Source organism: Haloplanus rubicundus, assembly GCF_003342675.1.
GTDB lineage: Archaea > Halobacteriota > Halobacteria > Halobacteriales > Haloferacaceae > Haloplanus > Haloplanus rubicundus.
This window is the reverse complement of sequence record NZ_CP031148.1, coordinates 1,671,030-1,694,839: the sequence shown is the minus strand read 5'-3', so window position 1 is coordinate 1,694,839 and position 23,810 is coordinate 1,671,030. Positions and strand designations below refer to the sequence as shown.

25 protein-coding genes are annotated in these 23,810 nt (G+C 68.5%); 13 read left to right on the top strand and 12 right to left on the bottom strand.

Features of this window, described 5'->3' with window-relative positions; translation table 11 throughout:
• Window positions 1–105 precede the first annotated feature (105 nt).
• The gene (locus DU484_RS09590) at window positions 106–1,881 is read left to right on the top strand and encodes a 2-oxoacid:acceptor oxidoreductase subunit alpha (RefSeq protein ID WP_114605792.1); all 1,776 of its coding nucleotides are present in this window, start codon (window positions 106–108) and stop codon (window positions 1,879–1,881) included.
• A complete protein-coding gene (locus DU484_RS09585; RefSeq protein WP_114585841.1) occupies window positions 1,878–2,741 on the top strand; it encodes a 2-oxoacid:ferredoxin oxidoreductase subunit beta in 864 nt (287 codons plus the stop codon). The genes DU484_RS09590 and DU484_RS09585 overlap by 4 nt, the downstream gene beginning before the upstream one ends.
• Here the strand turns inward: DU484_RS09585 and DU484_RS09580 are convergent.
• Window positions 2,735–3,622, bottom strand: coding sequence for a helix-turn-helix transcriptional regulator (locus tag DU484_RS09580; RefSeq protein ID WP_114605791.1), 888 nt, complete (start codon window positions 3,620–3,622; stop codon window positions 2,735–2,737). The genes DU484_RS09585 and DU484_RS09580 overlap by 7 nt on opposite strands.
• A gap of 139 nt (window positions 3,623–3,761) precedes the next feature.
• On the opposite strand from DU484_RS09580, the gene DU484_RS09575 reads away from it, so the two are divergent.
• Window positions 3,762–5,183, top strand: coding sequence for an FAD-binding oxidoreductase (locus DU484_RS09575; RefSeq protein ID WP_114605790.1), 1,422 nt, complete (start codon window positions 3,762–3,764; stop codon window positions 5,181–5,183).
• Between the two features lies 1 nt (window position 5,184).
• Here the strand turns inward: DU484_RS09575 and DU484_RS09570 are convergent, their stop codons facing one another.
• Window positions 5,185–6,744 carry an SLC13 family permease gene (locus DU484_RS09570; protein ID WP_114605789.1) on the bottom strand — a complete coding sequence of 520 codons (1,560 nt, stop codon included), beginning with the start codon at window positions 6,742–6,744 and terminating at the stop codon, window positions 5,185–5,187.
• A gap of 123 nt (window positions 6,745–6,867) precedes the next feature.
• Here DU484_RS09570 and DU484_RS09565 point away from each other — a divergent pair, with 123 nt between their 5' ends.
• Entirely contained in the window at window positions 6,868–8,112 is a 1,245-nt protein-coding gene (locus DU484_RS09565; RefSeq protein ID WP_114585837.1) for a digeranylgeranylglycerophospholipid reductase, read from the top strand.
• Window positions 8,113–8,192: 80 nt separating this feature from the next.
• On the top strand, window positions 8,193–8,975 hold the full coding sequence (locus DU484_RS09560; protein ID WP_114606760.1) for an aldo/keto reductase: 783 nt from the start codon (window positions 8,193–8,195) through the stop codon (window positions 8,973–8,975).
• Here the strand turns inward: DU484_RS09560 and DU484_RS09555 are convergent, their stop codons facing one another.
• The 3 genes from DU484_RS09555 to DU484_RS09545 form a co-directional block, all read right to left on the bottom strand.
• Window positions 8,976–10,103, bottom strand: a complete 1,128-nt coding sequence (locus DU484_RS09555; protein WP_114605788.1) for a DUF373 family protein — start codon at window positions 10,101–10,103, stop codon at window positions 8,976–8,978.
• A 57-nt stretch (window positions 10,104–10,160) separates the two neighbouring features.
• A complete protein-coding gene (sppA, locus tag DU484_RS09550) occupies window positions 10,161–11,162 on the bottom strand; it encodes a signal peptide peptidase SppA (RefSeq protein WP_187347797.1) in 1,002 nt (333 codons plus the stop codon).
• 71 nt (window positions 11,163–11,233) lie between these two features.
• The gene (locus tag DU484_RS09545) at window positions 11,234–12,157 is read right to left on the bottom strand and encodes a coiled-coil protein (protein ID WP_114585835.1); all 924 of its coding nucleotides are present in this window, start codon (window positions 12,155–12,157) and stop codon (window positions 11,234–11,236) included.
• A gap of 326 nt (window positions 12,158–12,483) precedes the next feature.
• Here DU484_RS09545 and DU484_RS19990 point away from each other — a divergent pair, with 326 nt between their 5' ends.
• The 3 genes from DU484_RS19990 to DU484_RS09535 all read left to right on the top strand — a co-directional run bounded on the left by DU484_RS19990 (window position 12,484) and on the right by DU484_RS09535 (window position 14,026).
• Entirely contained in the window at window positions 12,484–12,639 is a 156-nt protein-coding gene (locus DU484_RS19990; protein WP_187347796.1) for a hypothetical protein, read from the top strand.
• A gap of 126 nt (window positions 12,640–12,765) precedes the next feature.
• Window positions 12,766–13,179 carry a DUF371 domain-containing protein gene (locus tag DU484_RS09540; protein WP_114585834.1) on the top strand — a complete coding sequence of 138 codons (414 nt, stop codon included), beginning with the start codon at window positions 12,766–12,768 and terminating at the stop codon, window positions 13,177–13,179.
• Between the two features lie 49 nt (window positions 13,180–13,228).
• Window positions 13,229–14,026 (top strand): endonuclease III domain-containing protein, encoded by a 798-nt coding sequence (locus DU484_RS09535; RefSeq protein ID WP_114585833.1) that lies wholly within the window; start codon window positions 13,229–13,231, stop codon window positions 14,024–14,026.
• Between the two features lie 22 nt (window positions 14,027–14,048).
• Here the strand turns inward: DU484_RS09535 and DU484_RS09530 are convergent, their stop codons facing one another.
• Window positions 14,049–14,363, bottom strand: a complete 315-nt coding sequence (locus DU484_RS09530; RefSeq protein WP_114585832.1) for a HalOD1 output domain-containing protein — start codon at window positions 14,361–14,363, stop codon at window positions 14,049–14,051.
• 221 nt (window positions 14,364–14,584) lie between these two features.
• Entirely contained in the window at window positions 14,585–16,510 is a 1,926-nt protein-coding gene (locus tag DU484_RS09525; RefSeq protein WP_114585831.1) for a beta-CASP ribonuclease aCPSF1, read from the bottom strand.
• A gap of 241 nt (window positions 16,511–16,751) precedes the next feature.
• Between DU484_RS09525 and DU484_RS09520 the strand changes: the two genes are divergently transcribed.
• Both DU484_RS09520 and DU484_RS09515 read left to right on the top strand, forming a co-directional pair.
• Window positions 16,752–17,234, top strand: a complete 483-nt coding sequence (locus tag DU484_RS09520; RefSeq protein ID WP_114587218.1) for a hypothetical protein — start codon at window positions 16,752–16,754, stop codon at window positions 17,232–17,234.
• Window positions 17,235–17,264: 30 nt separating this feature from the next.
• The gene (locus tag DU484_RS09515) at window positions 17,265–18,089 is read left to right on the top strand and encodes an SDR family oxidoreductase (RefSeq protein ID WP_114605787.1); all 825 of its coding nucleotides are present in this window, start codon (window positions 17,265–17,267) and stop codon (window positions 18,087–18,089) included.
• Window positions 18,090–18,091: 2 nt separating this feature from the next.
• On the opposite strand, the gene DU484_RS09510 is transcribed toward DU484_RS09515, so the two are convergent.
• The gene (locus tag DU484_RS09510; protein ID WP_114585829.1) at window positions 18,092–19,240 is read right to left on the bottom strand and encodes an ArsA family ATPase; all 1,149 of its coding nucleotides are present in this window, start codon (window positions 19,238–19,240) and stop codon (window positions 18,092–18,094) included.
• Window positions 19,241–19,319: 79 nt separating this feature from the next.
• On the opposite strand from DU484_RS09510, the gene DU484_RS09505 reads away from it, so the two are divergent.
• Window positions 19,320–19,691 (top strand): hypothetical protein, encoded by a 372-nt coding sequence (locus DU484_RS09505; protein WP_157969547.1) that lies wholly within the window; start codon window positions 19,320–19,322, stop codon window positions 19,689–19,691.
• On the opposite strand, the gene DU484_RS09500 is transcribed toward DU484_RS09505, so the two are convergent.
• Window positions 19,688–20,785 carry a pyridoxal phosphate-dependent aminotransferase gene (locus tag DU484_RS09500; protein ID WP_114605785.1) on the bottom strand — a complete coding sequence of 366 codons (1,098 nt, stop codon included), beginning with the start codon at window positions 20,783–20,785 and terminating at the stop codon, window positions 19,688–19,690. The two genes, DU484_RS09505 and DU484_RS09500, sit on opposite strands and share 4 nt — an antisense overlap.
• 85 nt (window positions 20,786–20,870) lie before the next feature.
• Between DU484_RS09500 and DU484_RS09495 the strand changes: the two genes are divergently transcribed.
• Window positions 20,871–21,377, top strand: a complete 507-nt coding sequence (locus DU484_RS09495) for a metal-dependent hydrolase (protein ID WP_114605784.1) — start codon at window positions 20,871–20,873, stop codon at window positions 21,375–21,377.
• Window position 21,378: 1 nt separating this feature from the next.
• On the top strand, window positions 21,379–22,185 hold the full coding sequence (locus tag DU484_RS09490) for a hypothetical protein (protein WP_114605783.1): 807 nt from the start codon (window positions 21,379–21,381) through the stop codon (window positions 22,183–22,185).
• A gap of 2 nt (window positions 22,186–22,187) precedes the next feature.
• On the opposite strand, the gene DU484_RS09485 is transcribed toward DU484_RS09490, so the two are convergent.
• The 3 genes from DU484_RS09485 to DU484_RS09475 all read right to left on the bottom strand — a co-directional run bounded on the left by DU484_RS09485 (window position 22,188) and on the right by DU484_RS09475 (window position 23,757).
• Window positions 22,188–22,931, bottom strand: coding sequence for a PHP-associated domain-containing protein (locus DU484_RS09485; RefSeq protein ID WP_114585824.1), 744 nt, complete (start codon window positions 22,929–22,931; stop codon window positions 22,188–22,190).
• 214 nt (window positions 22,932–23,145) lie between these two features.
• Entirely contained in the window at window positions 23,146–23,583 is a 438-nt protein-coding gene (locus DU484_RS09480) for a transcription elongation factor Spt5 (RefSeq protein ID WP_114585823.1), read from the bottom strand.
• On the bottom strand, window positions 23,584–23,757 hold the full coding sequence (locus DU484_RS09475; protein WP_114585822.1) for a protein translocase SEC61 complex subunit gamma: 174 nt from the start codon (window positions 23,755–23,757) through the stop codon (window positions 23,584–23,586).
• Window positions 23,758–23,810 lie beyond the last annotated feature (53 nt).

The window sequence follows — 23,810 nt, the reverse complement described above, 5'->3', positions numbered from 1 at the left end:
GCGTGGTCGGTCGACGCGGGGATCGACGGCGAGACCGTCCGTATTTGCGGGAACCCGAACCATTCAGAAGGCTTTTGAGCGGTCCGGCGATACCTCCCACACAGTATGCCTGCGGACTTCAACTGGGCGATCGGTGGGGAAGCCGGAGACGGCATCGACTCCACGGGAAAAATCTTCGCCCAGGCGCTTTCGAGGGCCGGTCGGCACGTGTTCACCTCCAAGGACTTCGCGTCACGGATTCGCGGCGGTTACACGGCCTACAAGGTCCGCACGTCAGTAGAACAGGTACAGAGCGTCGTCGACCGACTGGACGTGCTCATCGCACTCACCCAGCGGACCATCGACGAGAACCTCGACGAACTTCACGAGGGGAGCGTCATCATCTACGACGGGGAGCGAACCACGATGCAGGACGTCGAGATTCCCGAGGAGATGATCGGCCTCGACGTGCCGCTGAAGAGCCTCGCCGAGGACGCCGGCGGCGCCATCATGCGCAACGTCGTCGCCCTCGGCGCCGCCTGCGCCGTGAGCGACTTCCCCATCGAGAACCTCAACAGCGCGCTCGAGAAACGCTTCGGCGACAAGGGGGCGGCCATCGTCGAGAACAACATGGCCGCCGCCCGGAAGGGCCGGGACTACGTTCGCGACGAGTACGACTACGAGTTCGGCTACGACCTCGAATGTACCGACGAGAACTACGTCCTCCTGAACGGCGACGAGGCCATCGGCATGGGCGCCATCGCCGGCGGCTGTCGGTTCTACGCCGGCTACCCCATCACGCCCGCGACGGACGTGATGGAGTATCTCACCGGCCGGATCGAACGCTACGGCGGCCACGTCGTCCAGGCGGAAGACGAACTCGCCGCCATCAACCTCGCGCTCGGGGCCGCCCGCGCCGGCGCGCGCTCGATGACCGCCACGTCCGGTCCGGGGATCGACCTCATGGCCGAGACGTTCGGCCTCGTCGCCACCAGCGAGACGCCGCTGGTCATCTGTAACGTGATGCGCTCCGGCCCCTCGACGGGGATGCCAACCAAACAGGAGCAGGGCGACCTGAACGCCATGCTCTACGGCGGGCACGGCGAGGTGCCGCGGTTCGTCCTCGCGCCGACGACCATCGCCGAGTGTTTCCACAAGACCGTCGAGGCGTTCAACCTCGCCGAGAAGTACCAGCTTCCGGTCTACCTCACTGCGGATCTCTCGCTCGCGGTCACCGAACAGACCTACCCGCCCGAGGAGTTCGACATGGACGCGGTCGAAATCGACCGCGGCAAGGTCGTCGACGAGGAGACGGTGGGCGAGTGGCAGGACGAGCAGGGCCGGTTCAAGCCCCACGCCATCACCGACGACGGCGTCAGTCCGCGCACCTTCCCGGGGACCGAGGGCGGCGTTCACATGTCCACCGGCCTCGAACACGACGAACTCGGGCGCCGGACCGAGGAGACCGGGATGCGGATCAAGCAGGTCGACAAGCGGTCCCGAAAGGTCGAGACGGCGAAGGAGCGCGAGCCGTTCGAAGCCCGAGAGTTCGGCGACCCCGACGCCGAGACGCTCGTGATCTCGTGGGGGTCGAACGAGGGCGCCATGGTCGAGGCCATGGACTTTCTCAAGGAGGAGGGCATCGACGTGCGTTTCCTCTCGGTGCCCTACGTCTTCCCCCGGCCGGACCTGACCGAAGTCATCGAGGACGCCGAGGAGACGGTCGTCGTCGAGTGTAACGCGACGGGACAGTTCGCCGACCTGATCGAACACGACGCGCTGACGCGCGTGAAACGGCTGAACAAGTACGACGGCGTCCGCTACAAGGCGGACGAACTCGCCGAGCGGATCGCCGCGACCCTGGCGGACGACGGCGGCGAAACGGAGGAGGCCACGACATGAGCTCAGACGTTCGATTCACCGACTTCAAGTCCGACGCACAGCCGACGTGGTGCCCCGGATGCGGCGACTTCGGCACCATGAACGGGATGATGAAAGCCCTCGCCGAAACCGGCAACAGCCCCGACGAGACGTTCGTCGTCGCCGGTATCGGCTGTTCCGGCAAGATCGGGACGTACATGCGTTCCTACGCCATCCACGGCGTCCACGGGCGCGCGCTTCCGGTCGGCGCCGGCGTCAAACTCGCCAACCCCGACATCGAGGTGATGGTCGCGGGTGGCGACGGTGACGGCTACTCCATCGGCGCCGGCCACTTCGTCCACGCCGTCCGCCGCAACGTCGACATGACCTACGTCGTCATGGACAACCGCATCTACGGGCTGACGAAGGGCCAGGCCTCGCCGACCAGCCGCGAGGACTTCGAGACGTCGACGACGCCCGAGGGGCCACAACAGCCCCCGGTCAACCCCCTCGCCCTCGCCTTCGCCGCCAGCGGCACCTTCATCGCGCAGTCGTTCTCGACGGACGCCCAGCGCCACGCCGAAATCGTCAAGCAGGCGGTCGAACACGACGGCTTCGGCTTCGTCAACGTGTTCTCCCCCTGCGTGACGTTCAACGACGTGGACACCTACGACTACTTCCGCGACCACATCGTCGACCTGCAGGACACGGACCACGACCCGACGGACTACGAGGACGCCCGGTCGCGCATCCTCGACCCCGGATCGGAGTATCAGGGCGTCCTCTACCGGGACGAGGACTCGGTGCCCTACGAGGAGAGCCACGGCGTCGACGCCGACATGTCGGACATCCCCGACGGCGCACCCGAGGACGCGATGGATCTGGTGCGCGAGTTCTACTGATCTATCGGCTTCGAATCCGCACGCACCGACGCGAAGACCCGTTCTGCCCACTCCCGTGCGATGGGCGAATCCGTATCCACGAACACCGTCAACAGCCCCGTCTCCTCGTCGTAGCCGCCGATACCGACCCGGCCGTCGAAGATGGCGAGACCGTAGGGGAACGCTCCCCGCGTCCGCAGAGTCAGATGCCCACGCTCGACGGCCGCCGTCGCGCGCTCGGGATACGTCTCGACGAGTTTCTCGACGGTCCGCGGGAGGTAGACGAGTTCGGCGTCGACGCCCTCGAATAGACGCCGGTGGAACTCGCCGAGGACCGGCGGGACCATCGGCGTCGTGTTGAAACCGCGGAACGTTCCCGACTCCCGGAGCAACGAGAGGAACCGTTCGACCGGTCGGTACGGGTCGTCCGGCTCCGCGACGGTCACCGTCGCGCCAACGAACGGTTCGACGACGAACTCCAGATGGTCGTCGCAGATGCGGTCCAAGAGCGGCGCGAGGCGCTCGACAGTGCGGACGTTCGCCTCGAACCGAAGCACTTCGTCGGCGACTGCCTCGCCGCGCCCGGTCAGCCGGAAGCGCCCGTCGACTTTCTCCACGTACCCTCGCTGGTCGAGCCACTGCGTCAGCCGGTGGCTCGTGGCGCGGGAGACGTCGAGACGCGCCTCTATCTCCCGACGGTCCAGCGGCCCCTCCCGGAGCGCCTCCAGCACCGGACCATGGCGAACGATGTCCCCGAGGAGCGTCGTCTCGACCCGGTCGCCCGCGGCGTCCAGTCGCTTCCCCAGGTGGCGGCGGCGCCGTTCGTTCTCCAGAAGCGCCTCCAGCACCGGCGACCCTGGCGAGACGTCTGCGGCGTCGGCGTCCTCGTCTCGGTCACCCATGTGAATTACCCTCTAGAGAGTCGATGTCGTGGATACTAACTCTGTCCCTGAAACGCGTCTCACGCCGTGAAACGCCGTTCACGCGTCCGAACGCGTGTCGACGAATGAGGCCAAGGGACGCGGCGCCGTTCGATTCGGTATGGTCCCACCACTGACCGACGACCGACTCGACCGGTTCGAGGCGGCGCTCCACGGCGACCTGATCCGCCCCGACGACGACGGGTACGACGACGCCCGTGCGGTCTGGAACGGCATGATCGACAGACACCCGGCGCTGATCGCCCGGTGTGCAGGCGTCGCAGACGTGATCGAAGCGGTGACACTCGCCCGCGAGGCGGACTGTCCGGTCTCGGTTCGCGGCGGCGGCCACAACGTCTCCGGGAGCGCCGTCTGCAACGACGGCCTCGTGATCGACTGCTCGGAGATGACCGCCGTCGGCGTCGACCCGGCGGCGCGGACGGTGTGGGTGCAAGCGGGCGCCCGGTGGGCCGACGTGGACCACGAGACGGGGGCGTTCGGCCTCGCGACGCCCGGTGGCGTCGTCTCCGACACCGGCGTCGCGGGGCTGACCCTCGGCGGCGGCATCGGCCACCTCCGGCGAAAGCACGGTCTGAGCTGTGACAACCTCCGCTCGGCCGAGGTGGTCACGGCCGATGGCGAGTTCGTGACCGCGAGCGCGACGAGTCACGCCGACCTGTTCTGGGCCCTCCGGGGTAGCGGCGGCGGAGTCGGCGTCGTCACCGCGTTCGAGTTCGACTGCCACCCGGTCGGGCCGGAGGTGGCGACCTGTTTCACGTTCTATCCGGGCGACCGGGCGACGGAGTGCCTGCAGGCCTACCGCGAGTTCACCGCGACGGCGCCGGACGAAGTGAGCACCCTCACCTCGACGGGCGTGATGTACGACCCCGACCTGTTTCCGCCGGGCGTGGTAGACGAGACGAAGTTCGCAGTCATGGGCTGTTACGCGGGCGACCCCGAGACTGGCGAACGGGCGCTGGCCCCGCTTCGGGAGTTGGCCGACCCCATCGCCGACTACAGCGCGGTTCGGCAGTACGTCGATTTCCAGCAACTCCTCGACGCGGACTACCCGGAGGGGATGCGCTACTACTGGAAGTCGCTCTATCTGGACGGACTTCCCGACTCGGCCATCGACCGCATCGCGTACTGGGCCGAGGCGGCCCCGTCGCGGCTCTCGACGGTCGACGTGTGGCATCTCGGTGGCGCAATCGGGCGGATCGGCGCCGCGGAGAGTGCCTTCGCCGGTCGTCACGCGCCCTTCCTCCTCGGCGTCGAGGCGAACTGGAAGGACCCCACGGCCGACGACGAGAACGTCGCGTGGGTCCGGGACTGCCTCGACGACATGCGCCAGTTCTCCGACGGGTCGGTCTACCTCAACTTCCCCGGCTTCTTCGAGGAGGGCGAAGCGATGCGTCGAACCACCTTCGGACCGGCGTACGAGCGACTGGTCGAAGTGGAGGAGACGTACGACCCGACGGGAGTGTTCGGGCGGCAGACGGGGGCAGGAGCAGGAGCGGAGGCGAGCGAGAGCGACCCCGAGTGAGCTACGACAACACCACCGGCCAGACGAATCGAAGGAGGAGCGTGAGCACGCCAGTCGCGAGCAGGATCACCACGGCGTCCAGCGGCAGGCCGGCCCGGAGCATGTCCTCGCGGTCCATGTAGCCCGCGCCGTAGGCGATGGCGTTCGGCGGCGTCGCCACGGGGAGCGCGAAGCCGTAGCTCGCGGCGACGGCGCCGACGATGGCGAGGAAGGCCGCGGCCGTCGGCGCGGACGTGCCGAGGACGTCGGCGTACGCGGGACCGATCCCCACCAGGAGGGGCGCGAGGATGGCCGCCATGGCCGTGTTGGAGGCGAGTTCACCCACGACGACGACCAGCGTGACGACGACGAGGACGAGGACGGGCAGGGGGACGGGACCGAGTGCGCCGAGCGTCACCGACGCCAGCCACTCGGTCGCCCCCGTGGCGACCAGCGCGTCCGCCAGCGAGATACCGCCCCCGAGGAGGACGAGCGTCGCCCAGTCGATGTCGAGTACCTCGTCCCACTCGGCGGCGCCGGTCACGACGAGGGCGACGACGGCGACGAGGCCGACCACGACGTAGTAGAGGAGGCCCTGGTGTCCCGTCGTGCCGAAGACGGAGACGGTGTCGCCGCCGAACAGCGTCGTGTAGACGGCGGGCGGGAGGACCGGCCGGACGAGGAAGCCGAGGCCGCCGAGCACCCAGAGGCCCGCCGTGAGGGCGAAGATGCCGACGGTTCGGCGCGCTCGCGGCCCCAGCTCGCCGGCCGCCGCGAGGCTCCGGCGGGCGCTCTCCCGTGCGTCGCTCACGTCCCCCACTCGTGGCGGGTAGACGACGAACGTGAGCAGCACCCAGGCGACGGGGAGGGTCACGACGACCATCGGCAGGCCGACGAGGAGCCAGTCCGCGAAGGAGACGTGGTAGTCGAGGAGTTCGCGCAGTTGCCCGACGACGATGGCGTTCGGCGGCGTGCCGACGATGGTGCCGACGCCCCCGAGGCTGGCGGCGTAGGCGACGCCCAACAGGGCCGCGAGCTGGAAGTTCGAGGGGGACTCCGTCCGAGCGGTGGCGGGCGCGTCGGCGTCGGCGCTCACCACTTCCGTCACCTCGCCCACGAGGCCGACGGCGATGGGCACCATCATCGCCGTCGTCGCGGTGTTCGAGACGATCATCGAGAGCAGGGCGGTGGCGACCATGAGCGCGAGGACGAGCCGTCGGGGCGAGGTGCCGACGCGAAGGAGGACGTGGTAGGCGACCCGGCGGTCGACGCCGTGGAGCTGGAGCGCCTCGGCGAGCACGAATCCCGCGAGCAACAGGAAGATCACGGGGTCGGCGAAGCCGGTGACGGCGTCGCCGAAGGTCGGGACGACGCCGAAGGCGGCGAGGAGGACGGGAATCGCGAGCGCGGTCAGTGAGAGGGGGATGGCGCCCGTGAGCCAGAGGAGGGCGGCGAAGACCGTCACGCCGAGGGCGTAGCCCGCGGCGGGCGAGAGGGCGGCGACGGGACCGGCGGCGGCGCCGACGGCGAGGGCGCTCGCCACGGCGAGGCCGAGGATGGCGGCGTCACGAGCGCCGGTCACGCCCCGTCCCCCCGTCGGTCCCGTCCGTCCATCGGATTGGGTGGCGGGGGCCGCGGACAAGAGTCTATCCCCGTGCCGTCCCGGTTCGGAAAGACTGATTACGCTCACCCGGTAGGGAAAGATATGCCCGACCGTTTCGACGTGATCGTCGCCGGCGCGGGGCCCGCCGGGGCCCAGTGCGCCCGCGACCTCGCTCAACGGGGGTACGACGTGGTCGTCCTCGAGGCCGAACCGGAGGCCGACTTCCCCCGCCAGAGCGACAAATCTACCGCCGGCACGTTCTACTCCATGATGGCCTCCTTCGGCGTGCCGGACGAGGTAGTCATGAACTACACCGACGACGTGGTGCTGGAGTCGCCGAACGACCACTACGTCCAGCGCCAACCCGGTGCCGTGTTGGAGTTCGCCGACTTCAAGCGGTGGCTGGTTCGGGACGGGCGCGAGGAGGGCGCAACCTACCGCTTCGACGCCCGCGTCAACGCCCCGATCGTGGAGGACGGCACGATTTCGGGAGTCCGCTACGCGGGCGACGAGGAGGTGTACGCCGACATCGTCGTCGACGCCACGGGGCCGGCGGCGCCGCTGGCGAAGAAACTCGGCGTGAGTGATCTCAAGCGGACCAACCAGGCCATCGGCGTCGAGTGGGAGATGGACGGCGTCGTAGTCGATCATCCGGACTACGCCGACCTCACCGACTCGATGATGCTCCGCCTCGATCACGAGTACGCCCCCGGTGGCTACTCGTGGATCTTCCACACCGGCGGCGACACCGCGAAGGTCGGTCTCTGTTACATCCAGAACGACAGTCACGAGCGCTACGGCCGCGAGGGTGCGAGCATCGACGACTACCTCCATCACTGGCTGGACACCGATCCCCGGTTCGAGAACGCCGAGCGAATCGCGGACAAACAGCAACACCGCGGATCGGCACACATCCAGATGCCCGGCGACCTGTACACGGACGGATTCATGGCCGTCGGCGACACGGTGCCGACCATCGACCCGCTGTGGGGCGAAGGCATCCACAAGGGGATGAAGTCGGGGCGGATGGCTGCGATCACGGCCGATCGGTGTTTCACGAACGGCGACGCCGACACCTCCGCGGAGGCGATGTCCGTCTACGGAAAGCTCTGGCACAGCAAGGTCGCCCCCCGGATGCGCGAGCGCTTGCTGATGACGGAACTGCTCTATCTCGCCCCCAACGACCGCTACGACACGCTAATGGGCGACCTCCGGGCGGCCGATAGCGACGTGTTGGCGAAGGCGAACGCGGGCAACATCCGGGCGATGATAAACCTGATCCACGTCGGCGACGTTGGGCTCCTCACGAAGTTCGCGCGGGAACGCCTTCGCGAGCGGTCGTCGTAACCGTCACGTCCGCCGGTTCCACAACGCCTTTTGTCGTCTCGAACCACCCTCGAAACGTGTCTCACTCACCCATCGACGACATGCCGAGCCTCGGCCTCGGCACGTGGCAGAACACCGATCCCGAGGAGTGTGCGAACGCGGTGGCGACGGCCCTCGAGACGGGCTACCGTCACGTCGACACCGCCCAGGCGTACGACAACGAGGCGTCGGTCGGCGAGGGCCTCGCGCGGGCGGACGTGCCCCGGGAGGACGTCTTCCTCGCGACGAAGGTGTGGATCGACCAGCTCGCCCACGACGACGTGCTGGCGTCGACGGAGGAGAGCCTCGACGAGCTCGGCGTCGACTACGTCGACCTGCTCTACATCCACTGGCCGGCGGGCGAATACGACCCCGCGGACACCCTCACCGCCTTCGACGACCTGTACGACGAGGGACTGATCGAGCGAATCGGCATCAGCAACTTCGAACCCGGGCAGGTGACGGAGGCGGTCGAGACGGCCGACGCGCCCATCTTCGCCAACCAGATCGAATGCCACCCGCTCCTTCCACAGGAGACGCTCCGCGCCCACTGCGCCGACCACGACGTGGAAGTGGTGGCGTACTCGCCGCTGGCCCGCGGCGAGGTGTTCGACGTGCCCGAGATCCAGCAGGTCGCGGAGAAACACGGCGTCAGCGAGGCGCAGGTGTCGCTCGCGTGGCTCCGCGAGAAAGGTGTGACCGCCATCCCGAAGGCGACGAGCGAGGCCCACGTCCGGGACAACTGGGCGTCGCGGACGCTCGAACTGGACGCGGAAGACGTGGCGACAATCGACGGCATCGACCGCCGGGAACGGCAGGTCGATCCGGGCTTCGCGCCCTGGTAGCTACGAGCGGTCGACCGCCTCGGCGTCGGTGTCCTCTTCGCTCGGGTGGTCGTGGGCGACTTTCGCCGCCACCCGAACGCCGACCAGCGAGATCACGATGGCGGTGACGACGAACAGCGCGAGGCGCTCGGTCGGCTGCACCGTGACCCCGGCCACCTGGAGGTGCGGGAGGACGTTCTCGCGTTCGAGGAAGTAGCCCGCGAAGCCGCGAACGACGAGGCCCAGGGCGACGACGCCGAAGGGGAGGTTGAGGTAGGGTCGCGGGATGCGATCCGCGTCGATGAGTTCGTCGAGCAGGCGCCCGGCGCTCGCGGTGAGGGCCGCCAGCGCGAGCCACGGGATGCTGCTGTAGAAAAACTGCATGATCGGGACGAGGACGACGCCGTCGGCCACGGGCGAGACGGCGAGGCCGCCGAGAAAGAGGCCGACGAGCGCCAGGCCGCCCGCGACGGCGTACGTGACGACCGACACCTGTCCGGAGTAGAGGGCGTCCCGAATCTGGTCGGGCAGGCGTGCGAGGTGGTCGTCGATCGCGAGCCCCTTGTAAAGCACCGCGGCACCGAGCAGGGAAGCGAGGCCGGCGAGCGCCACGCCGAGCGAGAAGCGCACGAGCAGGACGGGCAGGAGGAGCAGTCCGATACCGAGCGGTACGAGGACGGTCGAGCGAAGCTCCTCGTCGGCGAGAAACTGCTTGAGCAGGTAGTAGGTCGATTCGATGTCGCGGGCCTGTCGGACGACCACGCGATCCACGGAGTCGACGGGGAGGCGGCTCTCGACAATGGGGACGAGCCGTTCGTCGTCGGCGCTGTCGGTGACGATGATCGCCGAGTCGGGGGTGTAGCGGTCGAGCAAGTCGTCGATCTGAGCGGCGACCGAGCGGTCGGCGTTGACGGCGGAGTCGCCGGCGCCGGAGACGACGGCGACGATGGCCTCCTCGTCGTCGCTCCGGAGGTCACGGGTGACCCGGAGCGCCTCGAGCAGGCAGTTGACCGTCGAATCCTCCGGATCGGCGAGACCAACCTCCGTCACCAGCGACCGCACCGCGTCCCACCCGTCGACCGGCATCGACACGCCGACGGTCCGGCCGATGTCGTCGGCGCGGTCGACACACAGCACCAGCGTGGTCACGCTCGTGAGAACTATCCACGGGAATAAATAATCCCCGCTGCGCTGGGGGTGACGGGCTCAGAACCGCAGACGGAAGTCGTGGTCGTCACCGACGACGGCGCCCGCGACGCCCGCGCCGGCGGCGTAGGCGACGGCCGTCGCGCCGCCGCGGAGGCGGGCGGCCAGTCCCTTCTCCGGTTCGAACTCGCGGACCGACACCTCGGCGTCGAGCAGGCCCTCGACGTGGTCCTCGATGTCGTCGCGGGTGCCGATCGAATCGACCAGGCCGAGTTCGTTGGCCTCGTCGCCGAGGTAGACCCGTGCCTCCGTCTCGCGGACGGCATCGGGCTCCATCCCACGACCCTCGGCGACCCGTTCGACGAAGTCGTCGTAGAAGCCGTCGATGATCCCCTGTAGATACTCCCGTTCGTCCTCGGAGAGGTCCTTCAACGGCATGCCTGCGTCCTTGTACTTGCCGGCGGCGAAGCGCTCGTAAGAGACGCCGAGGTCCTCGGCCAACTCCGAGACGTTCACGCGGGAGCCGATGACGCCGATGCTGCCGACGATGCTCCCCCGCCGCGCCCAGAGTTCGTCACAGCCGCTCGCGATCCAGTAGCCGCCGCTGGCGCACACGTCGGTGGCGTAGGCGACGGTCGGGCCGTCGAAGTCGGCCGCGGCCCGGCGGATGTCGTCGCTGGGGACGACCTGTCCGCCCGGCGTGTCGAGTTTCACCAGGAGGGCGTCGACGGCGTCGTCCTCGTCGGCCCGTTCGATCTGTTCCACCACGTCGTCGGCGGTGGCGCCGAGGGCACCGCCGGGGATCGGTCCCGGCGTCGATCCGTCGCGGGTGATCGGTCCCTCGACGGCCACCTGCGCGACGTTGTAGTCCGGAAAGGCCGAGTCCGCGAAGTCACCCGCGGCGCGCGTGCCGAGGATCACGACGCCGATAGTCACCAACACGCCGAGCAGTTCCGCGAACGATCCCGGGACGACGACGAAGACGAGGAGGCCGAAGACGGCCGCGAGCAACCCGCCACCGACGACGATGCCGAGTCGCCAGAGGTCATCGCCGTCACTCACACTGGATCACCATACGCGTCGCTGGGGGACGGATCGGCATAAAAACACGTGCGTCGATAGCGGCGACCGGTCTACAGAAGACCCGTCTTCTGGAGCTTCATCAGGTCCTCGGTGTCGAGGGTCTCGCCTTCCTTGAACTTCTGGTAGATCTCCTCGGCCTCCTCCTTGGCGGCCTCGCGCTCGGCCTGGCGCTCGTCCTGCTGTTCCTGCTCCTCTTCCTTGTCGAGTTCGCGCAGGCGCTTCTGGACGCGGACGAAGTCCTCGTGGTGGCGGTCGGCCGCCTCCTGAGCCTCGACGAAGAGTTCGTGCATCTCGTCGGCCTTGTCACGGATCTCGTCGGCCTCGCGGTAGGCCTCGATCATCCGGTTGTGGTGCTCCTGGGCCTTGTCGGCGAGCTCGGTCACCTTCTGGTGGTGCTGGGACGCCTCGGAGCGGACCTCCTCGGCCTCCTCGACGAGTTCCTCGAGTTCGCTCGCGTCGTCGAGTTTCTCCTTGCGCTGCTGGTACTCCTCGCGCTTGTCCTCGATCTTCTCGATGAGTTCGCGCTCGTCCTCGGCCGAGAGGACCTCGGTCTGCTGTCGGAATTCGAGCTGCTCGATCTCCTCTTCGAGCTCCTCGAGATCCTTGCCATCGCCGAGTTCGAGGTCCTGTTTCATCTCCTCGACCTCGTCGAAGAGCTCGTTGGCCTTCGCGTTGAGCTCGTTCCGGCTCTCCTTGTGCTCCTGAACCTGCTCGTTGAGCTCGTCGCGCTGCTCGCGGTGTTCCTGAGCCTCGTCGACTTTCTCCCGCGTCTTGGCGTTCAGGTCGTCGCGCTTGGAGGCGCGCTCCGACGCCATCTGGTTGAGCTCGTTCCGTCGGTCACGGAGCTGACCGGCGAGTTTGATGAGCTGTCCCTTCGAGTCGTTTTCGAGCTGATCGTCCGTGAGGTCGACGTTGTTCTCGGTTTTGAGCGCCGAAACGTCGAATTCGTCGAGTACTTCTTCTGTTGTTACCATTGTTGAAACCTCGATACCATCGCTCCGGCGAAACTGGCGGCTCTCCGTACAGCGACCGGCCGTGTATAAGAATTCCCGATCATTCTGCGTGCGATGCCGCCAAGCGCCGAAGGCGCGTTGGTAGTATCACGTACAGCCGACATGTATATAAAAACTTCGGTGCCCGAACCCCTGAGAAACGGTATCAAGGGCCGCTGTAACGGCCGTGTGAAGGATTCACACGTATCGTGGTGAGTATATAAATGTCCGGCGGATGGGGCGCTCCACTTTCAGTTTCACTCCGGGGATGGCGCGCCTTCATGTCGGTCCGTCGACTATCGGGAAGTATGCTCGAGAACCTGACCAGCACGTGCGAGGCGGCCGGATGCGAGCGGTCCCTCGACGACGACGCCCTCATGTTGACGCTGCGGACCGAGGCGGGCGAGCGGCGGGCCTACGAGTGTGCCTGCGGCGCGGTGACGGTGACGGTCGCCCGGTCCTGACACTGTCGGCTGTGACTGTTTCAAGCTATCCGTCAGCCTGAACTGACCGATATCTTGATCGACTTACGGCCGACGGCACGACCACGAATCGGCACCGCTATCCGGGGCGCTCGGGGAGTTCCGCCCATGCGAGAGGTCATTCGGGCGCGCGGCCACGAACACGTCGCCGCGACCCACGAGAGCACCTTCGAGGTAACGACCGACGACTGGCTGACGCCGGCCGGCGACTGTATCGTCGGGATCGAAGCCGACCGCTCGCCGGCCGACTTCGACGACGACTTCGCCGTCGCCTGCCGCGACCCCGCGGCGACGATCACGCTGACGCTCGAAACCGCGGACGCGCGCGACGAGATCCGTGCCCGCGGCCATCCCGACCTCACCTTCGGGAGCGACCGGAGCGCCGTCGTCCGCACGAGCACGTACGTCGACGACCGCACCGTCGCCGTCGGCGCCGACGCCGCGGCCGCCGACCTGGACCGCGACCTCGTCGCGGCACTGGCCGGCGGCGCCGCACTCACCCTCTCCCTGTCCGTCGAGTGACGGCCACCCGGACGCCGCGCTTTTGCCGATCCCACCCTCACGCCCGTCCATGGCGGAGGAACCCGCGGAGAACATCGGCGATGGCGGCGTCGAAGCCGAGTTCGCGACCGGCACGCCCGACACCCGCGCCGAGGCCGTCGTCGACGCCCTCGGTGACATTTACTGGCAGACGGCGTACGGCGGACGCGACGCCTTTCCCTGTCTCGTCCGGACGATCCTGAGTCAGAACACGAGCGACACTGCCAGCCAACCGGCGTTCGACGACCTGCTGGGTCGGTACGACGACGGGCGCGACCTGGCGGCGACGCTCGCGGCGGCCGACCGCGAGACGCTCGCCGACACCATCGCCTCGGCGGGGCTGTACAACCAGAAATCGCGTGTGATCGTCGAGGCGGCCGAGGAGGTGGTCGCCGACTTCGGCGGCGCCGACGCGTTCGACGACTTCGTCCGCGAGGGCGACCCCGATGCGGTGCGCGACCGCCTCCTCGAGATCCGCGGTGTCGGGCCGAAAACCGCCGACTGCGTCCTCCTCTTCGCCGGCGGACGCGGCGGCGTCTTCCCCGTCGACACGCACGTCCACCGCATCGCCCGCCGGATGGGCCTCGCGCCGGCCGACGCCGACCACGAGGGAGTTCGGGCGGCGCTGGAGGCGGCGGTGCCGACGGAGAAATGTGGCTTCGGACACACCGCGATGATCCAGTTCGGCCGGGAATACTGCACGGCTCGGAAACCCGCGTGTCTCGACGGGCCGGACGCCTGTCCGCTGTACGATTCGTGCGAGCGCGTGGGTGTAGTTCCAGAGACGGGCGAGGTAGTCGACCCGGCGGAGACGGGGGCGGCCGACTGAGACGCCGCGTCGCGGCCCGTCCTCAGTCGCCGTTCGACGGGGCCCCGACTTCGACGATGCCGTGACTGTGGACGGTCACCCGGCGGGCGAGATAGCGAAATTCGAGGGTGCGGTCGGTCCCCTCGTCGGCGCCGTTGACCAGACGGTCGAGGGCCATCGGATCGACCGTCTCCACCAGCGGCTCGAGTTCCGTCGGCGGGGTGTCGAGGATACCCGCCATCGCCTCGACGATGGCCATACTCGGGGCGATGGCGTCGGGATCGAATCGCACCTCGTGCGTCTCCGAATCGGAGTCGTACGATATCGAAACCGGGTCGTCGGACGGGAACTCACTCAAGCGAATCGCCTCCGTGGACCGTCGACCGAACCGAACCGAACCGTCGCGCCCGCGTCTCTGAAAAAGGGAGAACGGGAACCGCGTCGTCCAGTGTCATAGGGAGGGGACGGAGTGGGCCGACATGGGTTTTTCGCCATCGTATCGTGGTTCGACCCGAGAGGCCGTCGGTCGCCGGGAGCCAGTGACCGCCACCCGCGTTCGGACCGGGAATGCTCTGGAAGCTACTTGAACCGGAACGTCTCGAGGTTCTTCGGCGCGAACGTCCGCATGTTGTAGTCGTGATAGAGCGCGGAGGAGAGGTCCTGGACGGAGCGTTCGTCGCCGTGGACACAGAGCACCTTCTCCGGCCGAGGGTTCATCGTCTTGACGAAGTTCTCCAGCCCCTGCCGGTCGGCGTGGCCGGAGAAGCCGTCGACCGTCTCGACGTCCATCTTCAGCGAGAGGGTGTTGCCGCGCCCGCCGCGGCCGTTGCCGCGGTCGTTCATCGGAATTTCGTCCCAGCCGTTCTGGATGCGGCGGCCGAGGGTTCCCTGGGCCTGGTAGCCGACGAAGACGAGCGTCGAGTCCGGGTCGGGACCGAGGTGGCGGAGCCACGACATGATCGGCCCGCCGGTGACCATCCCGGACGTCGAGAGGATGATCGCCGGCTCGCCGTCGGTGACCTCCTGGCGTTCGTCCTCGCCCGCGTCGATGTGGTTGAACTCCTCGGCGAGGAAGGGGTTCTCGTCCTCGTGGAAGATCCGATCCCTGAGGTTGTCCCGGAGATACTCGGGATACGTCGTGTGGATGGCCGTCGCCTCCCAGATCATGCCGTCGAGGTGGACGGGCATGCGGGGTATCTTTCCGGAGCGCATCGCCTCCTCGAGGACGAGCATGATCTCCTGTGACCGACCGACGGCGAAGGCCGGAATGACCACCTTCCCACCTTTCTCGTGGGTGTCGCTGATGATATCCAGCAGGTTGCGCTCGGAGTCCTCCTGGTCCGTCTGGTAGTCGTTGCGGCCGCCGTAGGTCGATTCGAGGACGAGCGTCTCGACCCGCGGGAAGTCGTTGACGGCGCCGTTGAAGAGGCGGGTGTCCTCGTAGTGGATGTCGCCCGAGAACGCGACGTTGTAGAGGCCGTCGCCGATGTGGAAGTGGGAGACGGCGGAGCCGAGGATGTGGCCCGCGTTGTGGAAGGTGAGCTTCACGTCCGGCGCGATGTCGGTCACGTCGCCGTATTCGAGGGGGACGGTGTGTTTGATCGCCTCGCGGACCATCTCGCTCTCGTATGGCGGGGTGCGACCCTCCTTGGCGGCCACGTCGAGGTAGTCCAGCGTGAGCAGACCCATCAGATCACGCGTCGGCTCCGTACAGTAGATGGGGCCGTCGTAGCCGTACTTGAAGAGGAGCGGGATGAGCGCGGAGTGGTCGAGGTGGGCGTGGGTGAGGACGACGGCGTCGATGGAGTTCAGCGGTGCCGCCTCGGGCACCTGGAGGTAGGGCACCTCGCCCTCGGCGCCGGGCTTGTCGCCGCAGTCGATGAGGACGCGCGTCTCCGCGGTGGAGAGGATGAAGCTCGCGCGGCCGACCTCGCGACAGCAGCCGAGGGTGGTGATGCGCACCCACTGTTCGTCCGCCATCTCCTCGCGGTGGATCTGTCGCCCCACGCGTTCGAGGATGTCGCGGCGTTCCTCACGCTCCTGTTTCAGGAAGTTGCGGACGTTCGAGACGGTGGAGGATTCGATGGGTGGCGTGCGCACCACCTCGGGCGTCCAGCCGATGGCCTTCGTGATCTCGCGGAGCGTCGACCCGTGGCGGCCGATCACCATGCCGGGCTTCTCGGCCTCGATGACGACTTCGCCGGTGTCGACGTGGAAGTCGAGGTCGGTGACGCCCGCGTCCTCGGGGATCACCTCGCGAATCTTCTCTCGCGCCGCCGTCACGTCCATCAACACGTCGGGGTCGGGACGGACCGTGATGCGCTTGCGGAGTTTGCTCGCCAGCTTGCGGATCAGGTCGCCGTTGCTGGCGAACTCCTTCGGATCGCGCGTGTACACGACCAGTTCCGGTCCCTCGTATTTCACGTCGGAGACTGAGATGCCCGGAGGGAGTTCGTCTTCGATCTCTGCTTTCAGGTCCTCGAGTTGCTTGTCTACGGAGCTCATGTGTACCGGTGGAGAGCCCTCCGTACGGTCGCTCGCGCGTAACGCCCGGACGCGGCAGCCGTAGTCGGCGGCGCCGGCCGCCGACGGTCCGTCGTGCCGTGTGGGAGCATCGGTGAACGATCCTGTACGGGAGGTGCTCGACTGCGGGAAGAGGCAGCGAAAACCCGCTTGAGTCACCCTATCAGTCCAGTATTATAAAAGCCTTCGCAAAGTCGAAGGCGCTGGCCGGCGGATGGCGGGTATGGAACTCACCCCGGCGGCGGTCGAGACGGAGTACGAGTGGGTTCGCGACAGGGCGCCGGTCGTCGTCCCGCTCATCAACGAGACCCGCGACCGGCTGGGCGACTGCTTCGGCGTCGAGGTGGGGTCGGTGACCGCGGACGCCTATCGCGACGAGGTCGGACACGTCTTCGCGGACGGCACCCGCGCGGTCAACGTCGCCGCCTACGTCGCCTTGCTCCGTGACCTCGACGTGAGCGGGGACTATCCGGGCTTCGTCGTCGACGAGGTGCTCGGCCGGGAACTCGCGGCGACGGTCGCGGGCGGGCAACCGTTCGCCCTCCTCGCGCAGGCCACCTTCCACGTCGCGGACGTGATGACCCACACCGACGGCGTCGCGGGCGCGGACGACCTAGACGCCGCCCTCGCGGCCGGCTTCCAGACCCGGCTGCCGGGGTGGGAGTGGACCGAGGGGGAGAGCCCCTTCGCGGTGGATGGAGCATGAATTAACTGCCGGCGGACCGAGGGAAGCCGTGTGCAACCGAAGACCGTCCTGATCACGGGCTGTTCGTCCGGCATCGGTCGTGCGACCGCCGAGGCCTTTCTCGACGAGGGGTGGGAAGTGTACGCCACGGCCCGCAACCCCGCCGACGTGGAGACGCTCGGGGACCGGGGCTGTACCATCGCCACCCTCGACGTGACCGAGGACGACGACGTGGAACGGGTCGTCGACCGGATCGTCGAGGAACACGGCCGGATCGACTGCCTCGTCAACAACGCCGGCTACGCGCAGTTCGGACCCATAGAGGACGTGCCGGTCGACGCCGTTTCCCGCCAGTTCGACGTGAACGTCTACGGACCCCACCGCCTCACGCGGGCCGTCCTCCCCCACATGCGCCGTCGACGCGAGGGCACCATCGTCAACGTCTCCAGCGCCGCCGGGCGCGTCTCCTTCCCCGGCGGCGGGGTCTACTGTGGCTCGAAGTTCGCGCTCGAAGCCATGACCGACGCCCTCCGCGCCGAGGTGGACGAGTACGGCATCGACGCCGTGCTGATCGAACCCGGTCCCGTCGACACGGCCTTTACCGACCGCGCGGAGGACGAAATCGAGGGCGTCGAACGCTCCGGTGCCTACGACTCCTTCTACAGCGTCTTCGAGGACACGCAGGCCATCGGCGGCGGCGGGCCGGGCGCCGTCGCGCCGGAACGGGTCGCCGAGGAGGTGCTGAACGCCGCGAGTTCGACCAAGCCCGCCAGCCGGGTGCCTGTCGGCGCGCTCGCGCGGGTGACCGTCCTCGCGCGGTTCGTCCCCGACCGCCTCCGCGACCGGGCGTTCGGACTGCTGGATCGGTTGCGGTAGGATTACGCCAGACAGGCCGCGACGACCCGGAGCGCCCGCTCCCCGCGCACCTCGTCGGCGAGCAGGGGAACGCGTTTCACGTCGTGACCGCGGAACAGGTCGCTCGCGCGCCGGAGGGCGCGCTGCTGGACGTCCCATCGGCGCTGACAGAACTCGCAGTCGGCCAGGTTCGGCGAGACGACCCACGCGGGGTCCACGTCGGCCACGTCCGCGAGGTCCTCCATCACGCGGTTGACGACGACCGTCCCGACCGGAATCGAGAACTCGTCGAGCCGGGCCACCAGCCGTTCGGACTCGACGACGCTCATCTCCTCGGGCACCATCACGACCCGGAAGTCGGTCCGGGACGGGTCCTGCAGGACGGCGCGCAGACGCTCGATCCGGTCGCGGAGTTCGTCGAGGTCCGGCGCCTCGGGGTCGTCGCCGCCGACGCCGAACATCCCCTTGAACCCGTCCATCATCCCCGAGAACTTCTCGCGCATCGAGAGCAGGCGCCCGACCATCGAGTCGAGCATCTCGGGGAGTTCGAGCAGTCGGAGGGTGTGACCCGTCGGCGCCGTGTCGATCACCACGCGCTCGAACCGGGGGTCGTCGAGATACTCCAGCAGCTGCCGCATCGCCGCCGCCTCGTCGGCGCCGGGCATCGACCCGCCCATCAGCGGATCGACGGCGTCGTCGCCGAGCATCTCGCCCAGTTCGCCGAGGCCGCCGAGGGGGGCGCCGTCGCCCGGGGTCGTCCCCGATGCCTCGCCGTCGTCGTCGACGCCGATGCCGCCCTGTCCGAACATCCCCTCCTCCATCGCCGCCTCGGGATCGATTTCGGCCGCCCACAGCGGCGTGTCCTCGCGGATGCGCGTCGGCCGTGGCGGGATGTCGGTGTCGAGGGTGTCCGAGAGGGAGTGGGCGGGGTCGGTCGAGACGACGAGCGTCGCCGTCCCGTCGGCGGCGGAGGAGAGCGCCGTCGCCGCCGCCATCGTCGTCTTGCCCACGCCACCCTTGCCGCCGTAGAGGACGTACTCCGGCGCGTCGACGCCCTCGGGCAGGTCCGTCGTCGCCTCGACGTCGATGTCGGCGGGGCCGTGATCGACCGGCGCTCCGTCCGCGTCCGCGTCGTCCACCTCGTCGACCGGCTCCACGTCGATGTCGCTCATACGCGACGTGAGTCGGGCCGGACACCTGTACCCGTCGATACGGGGAAGACACTTACTGGCGGCGGCTGAAGCGAAGCGCATGACCGGCAGTCCCTCCACTGTCAGTCGAGCGGTGCGCGTCGCCCTCGCCCTTGCGTTGCTCGTCGTCGGGACGGGCTGTCTCGGTGCGGGTCCCGGGGCGTCCGCGACGGCGACGGAGACGCCCACGGCGACGCCGACGGCCACCGCGAACACCGACTGCCCGCCCGCTCTGACCGTCACCGAGATCGACGCCGACCAGGTCGATCCGTCGTCGGCCGTCGCCTACGAGAACCTCACCGCCGAGCAGCAGGCGACGTTCGACCGCGCGCGCAACGGCACCGCCGTCGAGGGCTTCGACTACGCGTGGCGCGACATCGACCGGGTCGAGTACGCGGGCCGATACTACAACACCGGCATCCTCGTCTGTTAGAACTCGTAGTCGGCCAGTCGCCGCGCCGCCTCCTCGGCCCGCGGCGTGACGAGGGCAAAGCGCACCCACTCGTCGTAGGTGCCGAAGGTGTCGCCGGGCATGCAGGCGACGCCCGCCTCGTCGACCAGGCGTTCGACGTTCTCCAGAGTGCCGGGGAAGCCCTCGAAGCGCGCGAAGACGTAGAAGGCGCCGTCGGGGACGATGTACTCCGCCCCCGCCGCGTCGAGGGCGTCGGTGAAGGCGTCGACCCGCTTCCGCAGGAGGTCGCGCGAAGCCTCGTAGTACCCCGGTCCCGTCTCCCGCAGCGCGCGGAGGACGGCGACCTGCGAGGGCCGGGCGCCGGTGACGTTGACGAGCATGTGTCGTGTTCGCGCGGCCTCGACGAGGTGGGGCGGGAACACCGCGTAACCGACACGAAAGCCCGTGATCGCCATCGACTTCGAGAAGGAGTTGGTGACGACGGTGTGGTCGGAGTCGACGGCCAAGGCGCTCTCGAAGCGGCGGGAGAAGTCGTAGTGGTCGTACACCTCGTCGGAGATGAGGAGGGCGTCGTTGGCCTCGGCGAGGTCGACTATCGCACCCATCGTGTCGGCGTCGTACACCGCGCCGGTGGGATTGTTGGGGGAGTTGACGAGGATGGCCGCGGTGTCGGGAGACGCCGCCTCGCGCATCGCCGCCACGTCGAGGCCGCCGTCGTCGGCGACGGGGACGAGACGGGGGTCGGCGCCGAGCATCCGGGCCTTCCCCGGGTAGTAGGGGTAGACCGGGTCGGTCAGCAGTATCTCGTCGCCGGCGTCGCGTTCGAGCGCCGCCGCCATGGCGAGGTAGTTCGCCTCGCCCGCGCCGTTCGTGATGACGACGCGATCCACGTCGACGCCGCGGCGGGCGGCGATCTCCTCGCGGAGTTCGCGCAGGCCGTCGCTCGGCGGATACTGGAACGCGTCGGCGTCGGCGTCGGCGTACTCCCGGAGGCCGTCCCGGAGCGCTTCGGGTGGCTCCCAGTCCGGCCCGCCGCTCACCATGTCGATCACGTCGCGGTCGGCCGCGGCCGCGTACTGCATGACGTGAAAGAAGAGGGGCGTGTCGTAGTCCATAGGTGCCCTGCGGACGGCCGTCAAATCCCTCTTTCGCTCGTCGATGACCGACACTTTTGACGGGCGGGGGCCAAGCCCCCGACGGATGAACAAAGAAGGACACGTCCTCAACGCGGCGCTGTTGAGCGTGGGTCTCGGCGTCGTGCTCGTGTTGCCGACGATGCCGTCCGCGTCGACGGCGCTCGAAACCGTCGAGATGATCGTCAGGCTCTCGGTCCCCATCGTCCTCGGGGCGCTCTTCCCCGACGTCGACACCGCCTTCGGCAAACACCGCAAGACGCTGCACAACGTCTTCGTCCTCGGCGTCATCGCCGCCTACCCCGTCTTCTTCGACAACCTCCAGTTCGTCTGGATCGGCGTCGCGACCCACTTCCTCCTCGACGTGGTCGGTAGTCGCCGCGGTATCGCCTTCTTCTACCCCCTCACGAGCCAGGAGTGGGGCCTCCCCTCCGGCGTCACGACCAGCAGCAAGTACGCCAACCCCGTGACCGTGGTCGTCACGCTGCTGGAACTCGGCGTCCTCGGCGCGTTCCACGTCTACGTGATGCCTCTCGGGAGCGTCGCCGGCGCGATGAACGCGCTGATCCTCTGACGTGACTGCCCCCATCGAGTGGGCCGACGACGGCCCCGCCGCCGTTCGACACGTCGCCGCCGGGGGCGCCGTCGGCGTCGCCTTCCTCCTCGTGGGTGGCGCGCTCGCGTTCGGGTGGACGGCGCTCCGGGCCGGCGCGTACGACCGGCTACTGGCCCTCGCTCTCGCGCTCGCGCTCCTCCCACTCACGGGCCGGGCGCTCCTCGGGATCCGCGCCGTCGGGGCGCCGACCGACGCCTCGCTCAGTCGGCGCCCGCTCCTCGTCGCCGGCGGCGCGTGGGCGCTCGTCCTCGCGGCCGTCCTCCGGTGGCGGCCGCTCGTCGCCGTCGCGCTCCTCGCGGGCGCGGCCGGCCTGTGGATCGTAGCGGCCGCCTGTCGGACGCGGGGGCGCCTCGACCCCGCGGCGGGGACGCTCACGTACGGGGGGCGGACGGCGTCGCTCGCCGGTCTCGACGGTGTCCGACGGGTGCCGCTCGGAATCGTGTCCGTCTACTGGCTCGACTTCGCCCGCGGGAGCGTCGGCAGCGGCGTCCCCCGAACGGTCGTGGTGCCGCGTCGCGTCGACGCCGACGTGCGCGTGGCGCTCGACGCGGCGGCGACGGGCGACGCCGACGCGGCGGCGACGGACGGCGCCGGCTGGGGCGAGCGGGCCGCGGCGGCGACGCTCGGTCTGGGATTCCTCCTCGCCGGTCCGGTCGCGTGGCTCCTCCTCCCCGCGAGCGCCGACGCGACGCTCGTGACGGGGTATCTGACGCTACTGGGGCTCCCCTTTGCCGTCCTCTTGCTCCGTTACGCGCTGGTGGCGTAGACTCACCCCTGCGCGTACGCGAAGACGTCGTCGAACCGGCCACCGTAGGCGACGTTGCTCGGGTGCGTCGGCTCGGTTCCCGAGAGGAAGAGCCGGTCGAGTTTGCCCCACGAGTTCTCGTAGCCGAGGTGAGTGAACTCGGCGAGGCTCCGGAGGCGGTGGCCGACGCCGCCCCGGTGGACGACCCGCCGTGGGGCGCCGGTACGCAGCGCGGAAACGAGGTCGGATTCGTCGTCGATGGCGTCCTCGAAGGCCGTCCACGCCTCGCCGACGGTCCGCCGGAAGTGGGCGTACGACGAGCCGAAGGCAGGGTGCCCCGTCTCGCGGGCGACGGCTCGTGCCGCGCGGTTCTGGTGGGGGAGACACTTCGCGTTGTACGTCTCGACGGCGTCGAGGGCGTCTCGGTTGGCAGCCACGTCGTCGCGCGAGCAACTGACGTTCAGCATCTCGGGATGGGGGACGAGTACCGCGGCGTCCTGGCGGATGAACTCGTCGAGCGCGCCACGAAAGCTGATGAAGTCCGGAACGGGGTCCGAGAGCCCGACGGCGAGGAGGTGGCGGCGGTCGTACCACGGTCCGGTGAACACCTCGCGCGCGGGAACGACGAGCAGGTCGTCGTCGGAGAAGCGTTCTGCTCGGGTGCGGATGTCGGGCAGTCGGGTGAAATGCGGGGCGTACACCAGCGCGTCGAGGCCGCGGGCCTTCGCCCGCGAGACGACGCGCTCGTCGAGGGTCTTCACGTGCATGTCCACTCGGGTCGGCCATGCCGTCGTCACGGGCGGACCTGCATCGACGGCGCAGTTATGGGTTGCTATTCCGTCGGGCGAATGTCGGAAAAACGAGAGGACTGCGCGGCGGCGTGGGTCAGACGGTTTATCGTAGCTGTGTGCCGGTTCTGGCTTCCAGCGATCCGTCTCGGCGTTCGTCCGCGTGGCGAAGCCGTTCGCACGGCCCGACGCGCTATCGCTCGTCGCTGTCGAGCACGCGGATCTGGTCGCCACGAACCGTCACCGGAATCGGAACGGTCGCCTCGTACAGTTCGACGGTCACCTGATCCTTGCCCTCGTCGATACGCTGGACGCGGGCCTTCTCGCCTTTGAACGGGCCGGCGATGAGTTCGACGATGTCGCTCTCCGCGATGCCCTCCACGTCCGGCGTCGGCGACAGGAAGTGTTCCACCTCGGTCAGCGAGGAGGTGCCGGGGACGATGGAGCGGGCGTGAGGGATCTCGTCCATCACGCGTTCGAGGACGGCGCTGTTGTCCGCCTCGACCATCACGTAGCTCGTGAGCGAGTCGGGCGCGAGGACGGCGTGTACCTCGTCTTCCTCACGGCTGGCGATCATGTCCGCGACGGTGCGCTCCTGACTGGCCGTGGTCTTGACGGCGAAGATGCCCATCTATGCGCCTCCGGGGATGAAGGTCATGATGGCGAAGATGATGAAGCCGAGCAGACCCACGAGAAAGACACCGGCACCCGCGACTTTGGAAACCTGCGAGAACTCGTTCCACGACGGCGTGCTCGCCATCTTTAGCACGCGGACGTAGCTTGAGAGGTCGTATTTGACGTCCATACGTGACCCTAGACGAGCGGGCTTTTTCTATCTATTGATAGGGCGCGCACACA